Annotated in this window: 25 protein-coding genes and 2 pseudogenes; 9 read left to right on the top strand and 18 right to left on the bottom strand. The window is 52.2% G+C overall.

Features of this window, described 5'->3' with window-relative positions; translation table 11 throughout:
• Nucleotides 1-157 precede the first annotated feature (157 nt).
• The 18 genes and pseudogenes from pncB to BV390_RS02450 all read right to left on the bottom strand — a co-directional run bounded on the left by pncB (nucleotide 158) and on the right by BV390_RS02450 (nucleotide 8,948).
• Nucleotides 158-1,360, bottom strand: coding sequence for a nicotinate phosphoribosyltransferase (gene pncB, locus BV390_RS02525; RefSeq protein WP_032688578.1), 1,203 nt, complete (start codon nucleotides 1,358-1,360; stop codon nucleotides 158-160).
• A 259-nt stretch (nucleotides 1,361-1,619) separates the two neighbouring features.
• Nucleotides 1,620-2,909 carry a tyrosine-type recombinase/integrase gene (locus BV390_RS02520; protein ID WP_085396541.1) on the bottom strand — a complete coding sequence of 430 codons (1,290 nt, stop codon included), beginning with the start codon at nucleotides 2,907-2,909 and terminating at the stop codon, nucleotides 1,620-1,622.
• Nucleotides 2,910-2,951: 42 nt separating this feature from the next.
• A complete protein-coding gene (locus BV390_RS02515) occupies nucleotides 2,952-3,200 on the bottom strand; it encodes an excisionase family protein (protein WP_015584784.1) in 249 nt (82 codons plus the stop codon).
• A gap of 13 nt (nucleotides 3,201-3,213) precedes the next feature.
• A complete protein-coding gene (locus tag BV390_RS02510) occupies nucleotides 3,214-3,453 on the bottom strand; it encodes a DUF4222 domain-containing protein (RefSeq protein WP_085396540.1) in 240 nt (79 codons plus the stop codon).
• A gap of 3 nt (nucleotides 3,454-3,456) precedes the next feature.
• A complete protein-coding gene (locus BV390_RS02505) occupies nucleotides 3,457-3,675 on the bottom strand; it encodes a TraR/DksA family transcriptional regulator (protein ID WP_085396539.1) in 219 nt (72 codons plus the stop codon).
• Nucleotides 3,672-3,863 (bottom strand): DUF1382 family protein, encoded by a 192-nt coding sequence (locus tag BV390_RS02500; RefSeq protein ID WP_065801347.1) that lies wholly within the window; start codon nucleotides 3,861-3,863, stop codon nucleotides 3,672-3,674. Before BV390_RS02500 ends, BV390_RS02505 begins: the two co-directional genes overlap by 4 nt.
• A complete protein-coding gene (locus tag BV390_RS02495; RefSeq protein WP_085396538.1) occupies nucleotides 3,860-4,204 on the bottom strand; it encodes a DUF551 domain-containing protein in 345 nt (114 codons plus the stop codon). Before BV390_RS02495 ends, BV390_RS02500 begins: the two co-directional genes overlap by 4 nt.
• A pseudogene (locus BV390_RS31410) lies at nucleotides 4,201-4,423 on the bottom strand (hypothetical protein). The gene BV390_RS02495 and the pseudogene BV390_RS31410 overlap by 4 nt, the downstream one beginning before the upstream one ends.
• Nucleotides 4,420-4,971, bottom strand: coding sequence for a phage N-6-adenine-methyltransferase (locus BV390_RS02485; RefSeq protein WP_085396537.1), 552 nt, complete (start codon nucleotides 4,969-4,971; stop codon nucleotides 4,420-4,422). Before BV390_RS02485 ends, BV390_RS31410 begins: the two are co-directional and overlap by 4 nt.
• A complete protein-coding gene (locus tag BV390_RS02480) occupies nucleotides 4,968-5,126 on the bottom strand; it encodes a DUF1317 family protein (protein WP_085396536.1) in 159 nt (52 codons plus the stop codon). Before BV390_RS02480 ends, BV390_RS02485 begins: the two co-directional genes overlap by 4 nt.
• Complete coding sequence (locus BV390_RS02475; RefSeq protein WP_085396535.1) at nucleotides 5,123-5,746, bottom strand: lambda exonuclease family protein; 624 nt, start codon at nucleotides 5,744-5,746, stop codon at nucleotides 5,123-5,125. Before BV390_RS02475 ends, BV390_RS02480 begins: the two co-directional genes overlap by 4 nt.
• Nucleotides 5,743-6,051: a hypothetical protein gene (locus tag BV390_RS31075; protein WP_074181085.1), complete on the bottom strand. Its 309-nt coding sequence runs from the start codon at nucleotides 6,049-6,051 to the stop codon at nucleotides 5,743-5,745. The genes BV390_RS02475 and BV390_RS31075 overlap by 4 nt, the downstream gene beginning before the upstream one ends.
• A pseudogene (locus tag BV390_RS31070) lies at nucleotides 6,048-6,246 on the bottom strand (hypothetical protein). Before BV390_RS31070 ends, BV390_RS31075 begins: the two are co-directional and overlap by 4 nt.
• A gap of 11 nt (nucleotides 6,247-6,257) precedes the next feature.
• The gene (gene gamL / locus BV390_RS02465; protein WP_085396533.1) at nucleotides 6,258-6,542 is read right to left on the bottom strand and encodes a host nuclease inhibitor GamL; all 285 of its coding nucleotides are present in this window, start codon (nucleotides 6,540-6,542) and stop codon (nucleotides 6,258-6,260) included.
• Between the two features lie 7 nt (nucleotides 6,543-6,549).
• Nucleotides 6,550-7,521 carry a coiled-coil domain-containing protein gene (locus tag BV390_RS02460; RefSeq protein WP_085396532.1) on the bottom strand — a complete coding sequence of 324 codons (972 nt, stop codon included), beginning with the start codon at nucleotides 7,519-7,521 and terminating at the stop codon, nucleotides 6,550-6,552.
• Nucleotides 7,522-7,609: 88 nt separating this feature from the next.
• On the bottom strand, nucleotides 7,610-7,804 hold the full coding sequence (locus BV390_RS02455) for a hypothetical protein (RefSeq protein ID WP_085396531.1): 195 nt from the start codon (nucleotides 7,802-7,804) through the stop codon (nucleotides 7,610-7,612).
• The gene (locus tag BV390_RS31065) at nucleotides 7,797-7,922 is read right to left on the bottom strand and encodes a hypothetical protein (RefSeq protein WP_168185409.1); all 126 of its coding nucleotides are present in this window, start codon (nucleotides 7,920-7,922) and stop codon (nucleotides 7,797-7,799) included. Before BV390_RS31065 ends, BV390_RS02455 begins: the two co-directional genes overlap by 8 nt.
• A gap of 336 nt (nucleotides 7,923-8,258) precedes the next feature.
• Entirely contained in the window at nucleotides 8,259-8,948 is a 690-nt protein-coding gene (locus tag BV390_RS02450) for an XRE family transcriptional regulator (protein WP_085396530.1), read from the bottom strand.
• A 127-nt stretch (nucleotides 8,949-9,075) separates the two neighbouring features.
• Here BV390_RS02450 and BV390_RS02445 point away from each other — a divergent pair, with 127 nt between their 5' ends.
• The 9 genes from BV390_RS02445 (at nucleotide 9,076) to BV390_RS02415 (ending at nucleotide 13,748) form a co-directional block, all read left to right on the top strand.
• Complete coding sequence (locus BV390_RS02445; RefSeq protein WP_004151299.1) at nucleotides 9,076-9,309, top strand: transcriptional regulator; 234 nt, start codon at nucleotides 9,076-9,078, stop codon at nucleotides 9,307-9,309.
• Between the two features lie 40 nt (nucleotides 9,310-9,349).
• Complete coding sequence (locus BV390_RS02440; RefSeq protein ID WP_085396529.1) at nucleotides 9,350-9,571, top strand: CII family transcriptional regulator; 222 nt, start codon at nucleotides 9,350-9,352, stop codon at nucleotides 9,569-9,571.
• Between the two features lie 86 nt (nucleotides 9,572-9,657).
• The gene (locus tag BV390_RS31060; protein ID WP_168185406.1) at nucleotides 9,658-9,804 is read left to right on the top strand and encodes a hypothetical protein; all 147 of its coding nucleotides are present in this window, start codon (nucleotides 9,658-9,660) and stop codon (nucleotides 9,802-9,804) included.
• A 40-nt stretch (nucleotides 9,805-9,844) separates the two neighbouring features.
• Nucleotides 9,845-10,696, top strand: a complete 852-nt coding sequence (locus BV390_RS02435; protein WP_168185405.1) for a DNA replication protein — start codon at nucleotides 9,845-9,847, stop codon at nucleotides 10,694-10,696.
• Entirely contained in the window at nucleotides 10,686-12,116 is a 1,431-nt protein-coding gene (locus BV390_RS02430; protein ID WP_085396527.1) for a DnaB-like helicase C-terminal domain-containing protein, read from the top strand. Before BV390_RS02435 ends, BV390_RS02430 begins: the two co-directional genes overlap by 11 nt.
• Nucleotides 12,116-12,283 (top strand): MarR family winged helix-turn-helix transcriptional regulator, encoded by a 168-nt coding sequence (locus BV390_RS30530; protein ID WP_227517218.1) that lies wholly within the window; start codon nucleotides 12,116-12,118, stop codon nucleotides 12,281-12,283. Before BV390_RS02430 ends, BV390_RS30530 begins: the two co-directional genes overlap by 1 nt.
• Nucleotides 12,280-12,588 carry a hypothetical protein gene (locus BV390_RS02425; RefSeq protein ID WP_085396526.1) on the top strand — a complete coding sequence of 103 codons (309 nt, stop codon included), beginning with the start codon at nucleotides 12,280-12,282 and terminating at the stop codon, nucleotides 12,586-12,588. The genes BV390_RS30530 and BV390_RS02425 overlap by 4 nt, the downstream gene beginning before the upstream one ends.
• 12 nt (nucleotides 12,589-12,600) lie before the next feature.
• Nucleotides 12,601-13,233, top strand: coding sequence for a hypothetical protein (locus tag BV390_RS02420; RefSeq protein ID WP_085396525.1), 633 nt, complete (start codon nucleotides 12,601-12,603; stop codon nucleotides 13,231-13,233).
• On the top strand, nucleotides 13,233-13,748 hold the full coding sequence (locus BV390_RS02415; protein ID WP_085396524.1) for a hypothetical protein: 516 nt from the start codon (nucleotides 13,233-13,235) through the stop codon (nucleotides 13,746-13,748). The genes BV390_RS02420 and BV390_RS02415 overlap by 1 nt, the downstream gene beginning before the upstream one ends.
• The last annotated feature ends 65 nt before the right edge of the window (nucleotides 13,749-13,813 follow it).

Genomic DNA, 13,813 nt, shown 5'->3' with positions numbered 1-13,813 from the left:
TCCAATAAAAAAATCTGTTTCCCCCGATAATGGGGGATATCTATGTTACCTGTCATCTTCCATCAGACAAGCAGATTTCGCACCATCAAGGGGAGTTTTCGGAAATAAATAAAGAACAAGGAGCCAGAGCGGCTCCTTGCGATGATGAATGTGGTGATTAACTGGCCTTTTTCACCGGCGGAAGGTCAAAGGCTTTACGCAGTGCCCGGACAAACGCCTTGTCGTGGCAGATAGTTTTCCCCGGGCTGTCGGAGAGTTTCGCGACCGGCTTACCGTTACATTCCACCAGCTTTATCACGATGTTTAGCGGTTTAACCTGCGGAATGTCGCAGGTTAAACGCGTACCAATGCCGAAGCTCAGATTGACCCGCGAAGAGAAGTGGCGATAGAGATCGACGGCTTTTGCCAGATCGAGGTTATCGGAAAAGACCAGCACTTTACTCATGGGGTCGATCCCCAGCTTCTGGTAATGCGCGATGGCTTTTTCGCCCCACTCGACAGGATCGCCGGAATCGTGGCGCAGCCCCTGGTAGCGGCTGGCAAACTCCGGGCCGAAATCGCGCAGGAAAGCGTCCATGGTAATGCAGTCGGTGAGGGCGATGCCGAGTTTGTCAGGATACTCTTCCAGCCAGGCTGCCAGCGCCGCGCGCTGGCTGTTGGCTAAACTGGGGCTGATTTGCTGATGCGCCTGGAACCATTCATGCGCCTGAGTGCCCATTGGCGTCAGATGAAGACGGCGAGCCAGATCGTAGTTGCTGGTACCGATAAACCACGGCTCCTGCTGCAGACGTTCGACGATGGCCTGCTGCACTTCACGCGAGAAGCGACGGCGGGTGCCGAAGTCCATCAGACGGAAGTGGCTGAGATCGAGGTCGGCGGTGAGTTGCGCAAAATCAGCCAGCTTGTGTTCGAGGGTTTCCAGCGCTAAATCGACGCTGATTTCCGGCGAGCGATAATGATGGACCAGCTCGCTAATCACCGCCAGCAGCGGAACTTCCCACATGATGACTTCACGCCATGGGCCGGACAGGCGAATATTCAGCTTGCCGTTTTCATTGTTGACGGTGACCTGGCCCGGGTCATAACGGAAGTCGCGTAGCCAGTCGAGATAATCCTGGGAAAAGAACGGCAGGGTAGACAACCAGTGATATTCATCGTCCTGCAGCTTCAGGTCGCGCATGGTTTCAACCTGCTCGCGAATTGCGTCGGCGTAGATCCCGAGCAGATCGTCCCCGCGGCAGCGGAACTCCGCCGCAACGTGTACATCGCCGTAGCGGTGGAAGACAGCCTGCTGCATGTGCAGCTTGTAGGCGTCCGTATCGAGCAGCGAGTGCAGTACAGGAGAAGTGAATTGTGTCATGGTGCGCAGTAGCGTCCTCTCACTGGAGCGTTTCCATCAAAAACCGAAGCAGAAAAAAGGAGGCGGAGTATACCTTTATTACCCGACTCTGTCCCGCAGTGACGGTCGATGGCGACGCTGACGGTCATTTGCGAGGCCTAGTTTAATATATTGAACAGGGATCACACCACAAGCTTTGCACCGGGTCGAGCGCATTTCGTGCCTCTTGTGTTATCAATATGTAGCATGGTAACATGTAACATAATGATATATCTATATATTAACCATTCAATGCAATGTCATGGGGCAGGGATGGGGCAAAATCAGATAGTTTTTGGTTCAAAAGCGCTACCTGTTCCGTGTTTTTCTCTGCCATCCATTTCCCGTAAACCTTATAAACCATCTGTGCATCGGCATGGCCCATTTGTGTGGCAATAAAGTTCGGGTTTGCGCCAGCTGACAGAGACCAGCAAGCGTAAGTATGTCTCGTTTGATAGGCGTTTCGGTGTCTCAGACCGGCCCGCTTTATATGAGCATCCCAAATTTTCTTTATCGACCCGACTGCATAATGGTCCCCTGCAAGGTAGTTTCGCCCTGTTAGTCGTGGATCAAACACAAACGTACATTCGTGCTTTTCCCTTCGCCCGTACTCCCGTAGGTTTACTTCTACTTCATGCTGTTTACCAAACCTTGTCATCTCTGCCTGACTGCGGAGTGCTTCTATTGCAGGTTCAATCAGGAAAACAACTCTGTTCGTTCCAGCCTTAGTTTTTGGCATGGTAAATTCATTTGTAGGGGTAAAGTTCCTCCTGATCATCATCGTTCCCGCTTTCAGGTCGATATCCTCCCAGGCAAGTGAAACCAACTCCCCATGCCTAATGCCGGTGTATACTGCAAGGGCCCAGATGTTCCTGATCTGCGTATGCTTGCAGCTATCAAGCAGTCGAAGAAACTCATCTCTCGAAAGAGGATCGGGGTCTGGGCGACTTCTTGTCAAAGCTGATATACCGTTAAACGGGTTTTCTGCCGTGTACCCACTCGCTACAGCAAAACTGAACATTCCTGAAATAGTGGTCATGTAGTTGTTAACGGTGGGTACCGTTCTTCCTTTTGATGGTTTATGCCCTTTTTTAGGCACCTTCCACCCGGTCAGAAGCTCCTTTCTTATCAGCAGCAAATCCTCTCTGTTAACTGAGGAAATGAACCTGTCAGCGCCGATCCTTGGCACCATGTTTTTTACAATGGACTCATAGCCAACAAATCCGTTGCTGCTCATCTCAATCCGCTTGAGCTCAAGCCATTTCTCAGCAATTTCCTTTACTGTTATTTCCTTTTTCTCAACTCCAAATTTTTTCAGGTTAAGAGATTCAGGAAACTGGCTGGCATAGTTGAAGGTACCCATTTTGATTGCGAAACAAACTGAACTTCTTAGCTCGCCTGCCGTCTTTCTGTTTTTTGGTGTATCAGGAACGCCAAGGCTTTCCCTGACCCTGACACCGTGATAAATGAACCATATACGAAGCGATCCGCCATGGTTCTCAACGCCAGTTGGATATGACGATTTGGCCATTCTTCCTCCCTAGCGCCCAAGAGCATGTTAAGAATATCGCTTTCAGCATGAATGAGCACCTGGCTGTTTCGACGACTGGCGCTCTATCCACTGATTTATCGCTTCCAGGTTATACATACATTGGCTGTTCGGGTTTGGATCACCATCAGGTGATACATGCATATATTCTCGGCCAACGAACCAGGAGTTCTTTCTGGCTCTTTCAATTGTTCCAGAACGAAGACCGGTAATTTCTGTGAGTTTTTTTTCTGTAACCCACTTGTTAGGTACCAGTTGAATTACGTCGCTCATATGCTCTCCTGAATCAGGCCGCGCGCTGGGCGCGCAGCTTTTTAATATGCTCACTCTGCTCCAGTTCGGCGCGTATCTGGTGCGCCTCTTCGGGGGAGAGCGGTTCGAAATCGGTATTAAATCTGTCAATGCTTGCCGTGTTGATCCGCCCCTGGCGCCAGTAGCGCACTGTCTGGCTGTCGCAACTGTGGATTAGCACCGGCCATCCGTGGCTGTCTGCGAATATCTGGCCGCGCTGAATAAGCTTGAACACCTGTCACCTCCGATGCTTTCCGCGTTCTTCAGCCTCTTCCTGACAGGAGGCGCAGCGCTGACATCCCGCCACCGCCTCCCGGCGCCGTTCTGGTATTCCTTCCCCGCAATCCACACAATGAGTAGCCGAAATCGAGTTATGGTCGATACGATACTTCGCTATAGCGGCTTCGCGCTGCAGCTCTTCGAGTTCGTTGGCCTGATCGATAATCTCTGCGCTCATGCTGCACCGCCTTCATTTTTCTCAGCTTCAACCGCCATCTGCTCAAGCTTTCGTGAAAGCTCGGCAGACAGGGCCTGGAACTCTTCCTCTGTCGCTACCGGGATCGGTACAAAACGGATACCGATATGAGCTAGGCCATGTGCAGCCTCAAGGCATTTCCTTAAATCAACGGGAGAGGCTCTGTTCATTCGGCCCCCGGTTCTGAGGGTGTAGGAGCCCAATGAGTAATGTTCATTTCCTCATCATCAAGACTATCTATTTGATAGCTCCACTCCCAATCGCCAGTTTCTTTCATACCTTCAGAAAGCCATACAGAGCGCCAGCCAATAACCCAACCCTCTCCGTTGGCATCGAAGAGTAAAACCTGTTGATTCGCAGCCGGAAGATAATCCCCAACGGAAACAACATTTGATTTTAGCGAGTCCCTCCAAGCCACAGCCGCCAATTCCCCGCCAAGAATATTCATTCGGGAATGAACTGCCGGTTCCTTTCCATCTTCAAAATCAACGACAAAAGTTACCTTACTCATGATTCCACTCCATAGCGGCCTTGCATGCGGCCAATAACACTGACAAATTTCACCAGACTGACGCCCATCGGCCGGACCTTCTCGTAGTGCTTGCGAAGGATGGGGGGGGCATACAGCGTTCCACTTCGGTTTAGGCTTTGCGCTCATCGCTTTGGTTAGCTCTTCTGCGCATCGACGAGCCTGGGCGCGGAGGGCGTTTTCTTTCTCTTCTGGCGTCATGCTGCCTCCCGCTTAGCTATCAATCGGGCACCGAAACTCAGCAGATCATCGCGCTCAACGGTGGTGAACTGGCAGTGGGTACGCGGGTAGGGATGCCAGATAATCAGCATTGAGCCTTTGTTGTTGCCGCTAACAGGTTTCCCGGATACCGGATTGATAAAGGCAAGGCGACCGCCAACAATGAAACGTACCTCACTGGCCGTCTCGATAGCCTCACGGAACCAGCCGACGGACGTATCAGCCGGGACCAGCATCACCGTGCCGATCTGGTTTTTAGATTCATCAGCTGCCTTCTGAACAAACGGCGTGATGTCGCTGTATGGCGGGTTCAGCCAGGCGTAGCCAGGAATGCTCAGGTAATCAGTCCACGGCGTTTCAAGTGTGTTCTGCTCTTCCGTGATATAGCGGTTGCACAGCGCGTTATCAGCTGAGGCTGCCGCGTCTAGTGTCAGGCAGAATTCCGCATCCAGAGCGACGAACAGAGGGATCGGCGTTTGCCAAAGGTTTCTCTGCTCAACTGGAGTTTTGCTTCCGGTGTAGTCAGTCATGCCATCACCTTCTTACTGTTCATCAGCTCAGCCAGGCGCTGAGCCTTTAATGGGTTTTTGATAACGTCGCCGCTTGGGGCGATCCATCCCCGGCGATTGATGGAATAGGGCAGAGTGGCACTGCCAACGGTGATACCGTCGTGGTTAGTTTTCATCCGAGCTCCAGTATCATTCGCTTGGTCTCTGCCACAAGCGTCAGGAACTCCTTCCTTCTCGCGCGAAGGCGGCTTATCTCTGATTCACACTCAGCCGCCGTCAGGCGATAAACAATGAGTTGCTTCCCGTCAGGGAAATCAGAGCAGTAACTGATGAAGTCAACCCAATCCCGGCCAGAGCAATCAAGGTGGCCGATTAGTTGCCACCTGTAAGCCGGATCGAAGGAGCCTCGGATGAGGGTGGCGTAGTGAGTGGCGGCAATGACAGACTTAATCTCAATCACTCCGTCTTGGCCTACGAGTCCGTCTGGGCTATCCCCATATGTTTCGTGATCAAAGAAACCGCCGTTATCCACGTCTACAAAGTTCATCTCTTCGTACAGCATGCGGGCAATTGGCTCCTGTTCGTGCCCGCGCTCCATGTGCTCGTTTGAGAAGCCAAACTCAGACTTGCACCCTTTAATCTGCTCAAGAGCTAACTGAAGCGCATAACGCTTGGCTGGCTCACCAAACGACTTTCCATCGTTAGCCATAATCAGGCCGAAGTTTGAAGCGGTAGCCTTCCCAAGGCGAAGAGCATCCCACTCTTCCCCGTTTTGCTCGACGTCATGCCAGATCATGCTGAGCACTCCTGTTCCAGTTGGCGGCGATGCTCTGGAGAAATGTCCATCCTCGCCAGAACTGCATCCAGGTTGCCATCGCGCTTGAAGGCGGCCTTAGCGTTATTCCATGCCTGCGTTTTTTCCGGAGAAAGCACAGGTTTGGTAACGCGCGCTGGGCTTAAGCGGAGACCTTCAACCGATTCCTTTCCGAACCGGACATTTTTATCGACGTAAACTGTGACTTTCACGCCGACCCAATCCTCAAGGAATGGTGATCCGGTAATGCTTTTCAGCATCTTGCTGTTGGTGGCATTCAGAATCATCGGCTTAAGATTTTCACCCGGGCGCAACTCGCGCTCTTCGAAATAAGCGGTGTTAAAAACGTCTTTGGTTTTTTTGGTTTTGTCGCCTTCTAACGTTGCCCGGGCGATCGTCAGCACCGTTGGTTCAACGATGTCGGCACTGCTCAGGTATGGAGAGTCAAAAGCTTTTCGGTAGTGAGTTTTAGATTCAGACATTTCATGCATCCTTAAAACGGGCAGCCGGTGCGGTGATCCCAGTCGTATTCAGCCTGGGCGTAAGCTACTGCCGAAATGAAATCGTTATACGCTTCACCGGCTTTATCACTGCGAATCCCTTCGTACGGGTGCGGGCCCGCCTGTAACGATAAATAGAACAGTTGAATCGGCTCACTGGGCAGCGCACTGATAATTTCCTGCGCCCGATCGTCAATCCACTTTTGCTTCTCTTCGGTGAGCGACTGTTCAGTCCATTTCCGTTCTTCGATAGCGTCGTATGCGCGGTATGCGTTCATAAGCACCTCAGTAACTGATACCGGTATGAGGAATGCGACCGTCTTTAACCGCTGTGAGGACTTCAATCGCCTGATCGCGGGTTAGGCTGGTATTGGCCTGCAGAGCTTTGACGATGTCAGTACCGACCGTCTTACGGTGCTTAACGTCGGCTTCCCGCCGCGCCTGCTCGTCAGCTTTGCGCTTCTCCTCAGCCAGACGGGCCTGTTCGCGCTGCTCTGCCTCACGGCGGATGCGATCGGCTTCTTCCTGCGCTTTGCGCCGCTCGGCTTCAACTGCGGCCTGCTTTTCTCGCTCAGCGCGTTGCATGCCTTCAATACGCTCCCGTTCAGCGCGCTCCTTTGCTGCTCTTTCCTCAGCCTCACGGCGGGCAGCTGCCTCCAGTTCAGCGCGGTGTCTTTCTTCCGCTTCACGCTTCGCTTTTTCTTCTGCCTGGCGCTTAATCTCTTCTTCGCGGGCAATGCGCTGGCGTTCGGCTTCTGCCGCTTTATCTGCGCGTTCACGGTCGAAATCCTTATCCATCAGCAGGGCCATTTCGTGGTCAGACTCAATCCGAGCTGCCAGCTTCCGATCGAAGTCTTCGTTCATGGCCAGTGCTTCGACGTGAAGAGCGAGCATCGCTTCTTCGGCCTTAATGCGTTCCTGCTCTGCTTCCCATTCAGTAAGGGGGCGGCGAACTTCATCTTTCAGCGCATCGAGACGCTCACGGGCAACGCGGCGGCTTTCGTCGATCTGCTTTGGCAGCGCCTTCAACTCAGCGACCAGGTCTTTACCTGCGTTGTCGATGTAGGTTTTAGAGCGCGCAACCTTGTGAGCCATGGATGCGATGGCGTCGCGGCCCTTTTTGGTGGTTACATTCGGCACCAGGCTGCGAGCCTCTTTTTCGATCGCTTCGATAAGTGGGTCGAGCTGGTCGTTACTGGTGAATATGGCCATCGCATTGCTTTTCTCGATGACGACTAAATCCATTATTTCGCTCATGGTTTCCCCTGAAATTTGGTTGTAAGAATCCCGGCGCGATAAAGGCCGCCTGATAGCTCAGTTAAATTCGTGCGCTGATATGCGCGGGTTAATGCGTCCCGGCGGGTACCAGGTTTGGCTCGACGTTTCGTGATGCGTATGGCCGGCGAATGTGGCGCAAATTGCCTTGTGGCTCGTGCCAGTAGCTGCCGTCGCGGTAGTCGAAGCTGACCAGCCAGGCGGCGCCGGTGCGGTTATTGCGCATCATCACGGCGCGTCCGTTGTTTGGAATTGCTTTAGCCATTGAACACCCCCGTAACGTGCAGAATTTTGATAACCACCGCTGCCAAGATAACGACGCAGATCAGCAGGCAGTAAATCAGTGAACGAATGCCTTGTTTGCTCATTTGCCACCCCAGCACTGAACGCTGACAGCTACGACTGCAACCAAAAACGGAACGACCTTTAACCAAAAATTACGCCATGCAGGCTTGTCTTCTTCGCGGATCATCTCTTCACCTTGCCTTATCGCCGGCCAGCGGAGCGTTGTTGCTAATGACCGGCGTTGCCGGTGTTGTTTGGATGGGTTGATAATAGCCAAGGCGATTATTGAGGTCAATCGCTAAAACGATATCAATAATCGGAAAAGTGATAAGTGTGTGATTATTAAAGTGATTATTTTTAAGAAAAAAATTTAGGTAGGCGTTTTTACGAAGGGTTTGACGACGGCAGGGCGATAAAAAACCCGCCGAAGCGGGTTATGCGAATCGTTTATATTCGATGGATTGTCTGAGAAGGACTCTGGCCATAACGTAGAACTGGTCTTCATCACCTGGCTCTACGTACCATTTTTCATAGATAGGGTTATCTGAAATTACGGCCAGTCGATCCCTTTGCATCTGCAAGCGCTTGACGTGAAGGGTCTTTCCAAAAACAAACACGTAAACGCCATCACTATCAAAATGGGTAACGCTGATGTCTACGAAAATTTCATCACCGGGTGAGATCGTCGTATCCATGCTATCACCGGTAACGGTGATTACTTTTATGTGATCAGCTGGTCGATTGCCAAATAGAGATCTGGCCTGCTCCGATGTGTATTCGATCGCACGAATCGTCTCTATGAAATCGTTCGTGATAAGCGCTCCTGGTCCTGCACTGGCTTTTACATCGAGGACATCCACACGATAAATGCCATTTTGCGGTGTTACTGGCGTCTGCACTTGCGTAATCTGTATGGAATCAGCAAGCATTTCACCTGCGCCAGTGGATAGCCATTCAGGACGCACACCTAACACTGATGCTATTTCCACTGTCTTGCGAGAGCCGTTGGCGCCATTAAGCAGCTTGTTCACGCTCGACTGCGCCATGCCAACCGCTTTGGCAAGCCTGCCTTGCGTATACCCAGCTAATGACATTGCTCGAGCAAGACGCTCAGAGAAATCCATAACACCTCCTCAAAGTAACTCCTTTAATCCTATCGCCACAGCGATTACTTAGCAAAAAATCGCATAGGCGATTGACAATCTCTTTTGCGATAACCATAATCATCAAAAATCAATAGCTGAGGTGATTATGAAAAACCCCGCAGTAGAAAAAGCGATTTCCATCGCCGGCAGTCAGAAAGAATTGGCCAAGCGATGCGGCAAAGCGCAGTCGACGATCTGCGACTGGCTAAACGGGAAAAAGAGGATTTCTCCTGTGCATGTTCCCGACCTTGTTGCGGCCGTAAATGGAGAGATTAAGGCGTATGAGTTTCGCCCTGATCTGCCTTCGATTTTTCCGCCACCAAACAATAGCGCCGCCTGACTGGCGGCCATTCCAAACAACACCAGAGGAATTATCACAAATGGAGAGTTCAACAACACGCAACAAAGTGGAGGCCAGGAGAATTGAAAGCTGGTTGCACAGCCAGATAGCAGAACTGGGAACCACAACTATCGCCAAAGTGGCCGGAGTGAATAAGTCGACGGTAAGTCGCTGGAGGGAAAGCCTGCTGCCGAACATGTCGTTGCTGCTGGCCATCCTGATTTCTAACAGAACGGGAGATAAGGGGGATTTTGAGGCATGAGGGTTTACAGAAAAGGCGAAAGCCGCAGTGGTAGGACACTAACGGCTTTCTACGCGAATTAACTGGATCAATTCACAGGAGTAATTATGCCTAAAAGCAGCAGATTTTACCAGGCACAAACACATAAAAACGTTACTCGTTACCGCTTTGTCCGTTCGGTGAATCCGGTGGTGGCAGAAAAGATGCGCGCCATTCTGGAAGAGCTGAAACGGAAGGAGGAAGGCCGTGAGTAACGTTCTTCGCATATCCGATTTTAGAGGGTCTCAGAAGCCCATGGAGAAACCTCAGCCATCCGGGCAGGGGTTGGTATTCCTGCACCGCAAAGTAAGAGAACTGCCGTTCTACAGAGCGGACAGTGAGGCCGTCCATTTGTGGATACACCTCATCATGGAAGTGAACGCAGCGGAAGGTATGGTCACCACTGAGTTTGGGGAATATCCGGTAGGGCGTGGCCAGGTCATCACCGGGCGCCACACACTTTCGAAAGATACTGGCATAACACCTGATCGGGTCAAATACCTGCTGAACAAGTTCATCAAAATGGGCATGATCACCACCCTGACAAACAAGAAATTCACCCTGTTAACCGTTACTAATTATGACGATTATCAGCAATTTTTTGTGCCAACAGAATGCCAACAGAGTGCCAACGCAAACCCAGTAACCACACCGCCTTTACGGGAGGTTGTGCCAACAGAATGCCAACAGAGTGCCACAAACAATATATTAAATAATACCTCTTCTACTGACGTAGAAGAGAGTGCATCAGCATCACAAAAATCAGAACCAAAAAAACCGTCTCTCAGCTGTGAGCAGGTTGTTGAGGTTTACCACCAGGTTCTGCCAGAAGCGCAAGGCATCAGGATCCTCACTGACAAACGCCGTAACCTGATCCGCTCGTTCTGGCAGAAGGCTAATAAAATCACCCGTCAGCTGGATGGCCATGGATTCACCCTGGAAGACTGGGAGTCCTACCTGAGCTACATCGCCAGCAACTGCCGCTGGATGCTGGAGAACCGCCCGGACCAGCGTACCGGTAAGACGTGGCGCCGCAAGTCACTCGAATACTTCCTGAACGTCGACGTTTACGCCAAAACACGCGAGGGGGCCTGTGATGACCTCTGAATTCTTCACCCCTCCGAGCAGCATTGAAGCAGAGCAAAGCGTTCTGGGCGGACTTCTCCTGGATGATGACCGCAGCGAACGGACCCAAAAGGTTCTTTCGATCCTCAAGCCGGAATCGTTCTACTCGCGTCCGCACCAGGTCATTTTCTCTGAAATGCGGCAGATGTACCGGGACCAGAAACCGGTGGATCTCCTGACCCTGTTTGATGCACTGGAAAGAAAGTCACTGACGGAATCGGTAGGGGGTTTTGCTTACCTGGCTGAGCTGTCCAAAAACACGCCAAGCGCGGCGAACATCGTGGCCTATGCAATGCGCGTCCGCGAGACAGCAATGGAACGCTACGGTATCGATAAAACCACGAAGGCGATCGAGTTGCTTTATGCCAGAAACGGCATGACGGCAGAGCAGAAATTTGACGCTATTCAGGGGTTGTTTACCGAGATAACCGAGCACGTAAAAACAGGTCGACGGACAGGGCTTCGCACGTTCTATGACGCTGTGAATGACTGGTCAAATGAGTTTGACGATCGGATGAAACCTGATGGTCGTTCCCGTGGGTTATCGACTGGGATCCGCTCTCTGGATGAGCTTCTCGGTGTGAAGCGCATTGTGCGCGGCAGCCTGTTTGTTATAGGCGCTCGCCCGAAAATGGGTAAAACCACACTCTATACCCAAATGGGCGTTAACTGCGCCACGGTCGAAAATGAGCCGGCCCTGATGTTCTCCCTGGAAATGCCGGAAGGGCAGATGGTGGAGAAAATCACTGCGCAGAAGGGGCGGATCTCTCCAAACCTCTTTTACCCGGACATGACTAAGGATGACTACGGCTATCGCGGGGACTGGAACAGCGATCTGCAAAAGGCCACCGGTGTAATGGCCGCCCTTATTGAAACCAACAACCTCCTGATTGATGACACTCCGGGTATTTCACTGGCGCATGTTATGGCCGAGTCTCGCCGAATCAAGCGCGAGCGCGGGAAGGTCGGGATGATCCTCGTCGATTACCTCACGCTGATGACCGCCGATAAGGCTGAGCGAAACGACCTGGCCTATGGGCTGATCACCAAAGGCCTGAAGATTCTTGCTAAGGAGCTGGATTGCGTCGTCGTTCTCCTGACTCAGCTCAACCGGGATCTGGAGAAGCGAACCAACAAGCGACCGCTGCCGAGCGACTCCCGCGACACAGGCCAGATAGAGCAGGACTGCGACTACTGGCTGGCTATTTACCGGGAAGGGGCCTACGACGAGAACGCAAACCAGAGTGACACAGAGCTGCTGCTGCGCCTTAACCGGCATGGCGAGACAGGTGTTGTCTATTGCGAGCAGCGCCACGGGGCGATTTACGACTGCGACCAGGAAGCTGCCAGCCAGCGCCGGCGCGAAAAAGAAGATAAGCCAGCAAGAAAAGGTGGGTTCTGATGAAAAAGAATACCGGCAAACAGGCCGTAATCAATTACATCGACCAGCACCCTGGGTGCTCGTTCAATGAAATACGCCACGCTACTGAGCTCGATCCGTCAGTGGTTAATTCAGCCCTGTGGCAGATGAACAAAGACGGTCAGGTTAAGCGTGAGGGGGCCAAATGAGCAACGTAACCAAACCAACCAGCAAAGGTAAATTTGATGGAGCAGTTGATTATCTCCGCTCTGATGATGCTCGCTTTCTGGTTATGCGTGGCGACTATAGCGAAGCAGATATTATCCAAGCGTCAGTTAATCGGGATGTGATTGATGCTGAAGGGGCTGAGGATTTTGCTTCCAGCGCTCGCTATTACCAGTGCTGGTACAAAGTCAGTCCAATTGGTGGGCAAGAAGGTTTTTCAGGCTGGCACCATCCGCGTGATACGCCTTGTCGCGGGGCATATTTCGCTTCTGTTCTGCAATGGGATTAAGGGGGCTTCAGCATGACAACTGATATCACCGAACTGGCGCAGCTGCGTGCTGAGCTTTCAAATCCGGCAGTTGGCAGCAAAGACCATCTGCGAAAAATTGCGTTATCTCTGGTAGAGGCGCTGGAGAAGGCGCAGCAGACGACGGCGGTTGAGAGCGAGCCGGTGGGAGAAGTTATTGAGGTCGGCGACGCACTGTTGGTCGAATGGCACAAGAACCTCGAAGAAGGCACCAAACTCTACACCTCGCCACAAGCGCCGGTTATGCCATTAGAACTTCACCCGGATACGCAGAAGTTGGTGACCGACTTCTGCACTGCCCTGGCAGAGAAGCTGTACAAGGCCCAATTAAAATACGGCTACGACGCGGACTGGAAACAGGCTGGGTGGGCAAGTCAATGCCAGGCGCACTTTCACCAGCATATCGCCAAAGGTGACCCGCGCGACGTTGCCGCTTATTGCGCGTTTATGTGGTGGCATGGATGGAGCACTAAACCCACCGAACTGGAATCCAGAACTGTGGCCGTGAAGCTACCAGACTACCGAAATACTTACAAAGCCCCCTTCGCTGATGAAGTTGAGCATCAGGTTCGCTTAGCCCTTGAGTTGCTCTCGTCAGCCGCTGGCATCAAGTGGGAGACTGAGTGATGGCACTGACACACGATGAACTATGCCAGATAGCCTGCCGCTTTCTGCAAAACAACGGCTTCAAGGTGGCTTTCCACGACCGCTTTGTCGCCTACGTTGGAACCGGCGAGCAGCCGGATGCTATCGGCTTCCGTAACCTGGCTTCCTGCCTGATTGAGGTGAAGTGTTCCCGTTCCGACTTTTTGGCGGACAAGAAAAAGCCATTCAGGAGAATGCCGAGCCAAGGAATGGGCGACTGGCGCTTTTTTATGGCCGAGCCTGGATTTATCGACGTCTCTGATTTGCCGCCTGGCTGGGGCCTGCTGCACGTCAGGAACGGGCGCGTATACAAAGTCCACGGCTGGCCGGGTAACGCACTGTGGTGCTCTCGGGAGCATAAGCCGTTTCAGGCCAACAAACAGGCCGAGTGCGATTACATGTACAGCGCACTGCGCAGGATGGACCTGCGCGGCCACCTCAAAGAAGTTTATGACGGCGTGATAGTTAACCGGGCAGCAGAAGGAGCCAACCAATGACCAGCAAATTAACCAGAGAACGCCTGCAGGAAATCGCCGAAGATGGATTCCTGAAGCATGGCGAA

Source organism: Klebsiella sp. YJ (genome assembly GCF_002108615.1).
GTDB lineage: Bacteria > Pseudomonadota > Gammaproteobacteria > Enterobacterales > Enterobacteriaceae > Klebsiella > Klebsiella planticola.
The sequence above is the reverse complement of the archived record's forward strand: the minus strand, read 5'-3'. Positions and strand labels throughout refer to the sequence as shown.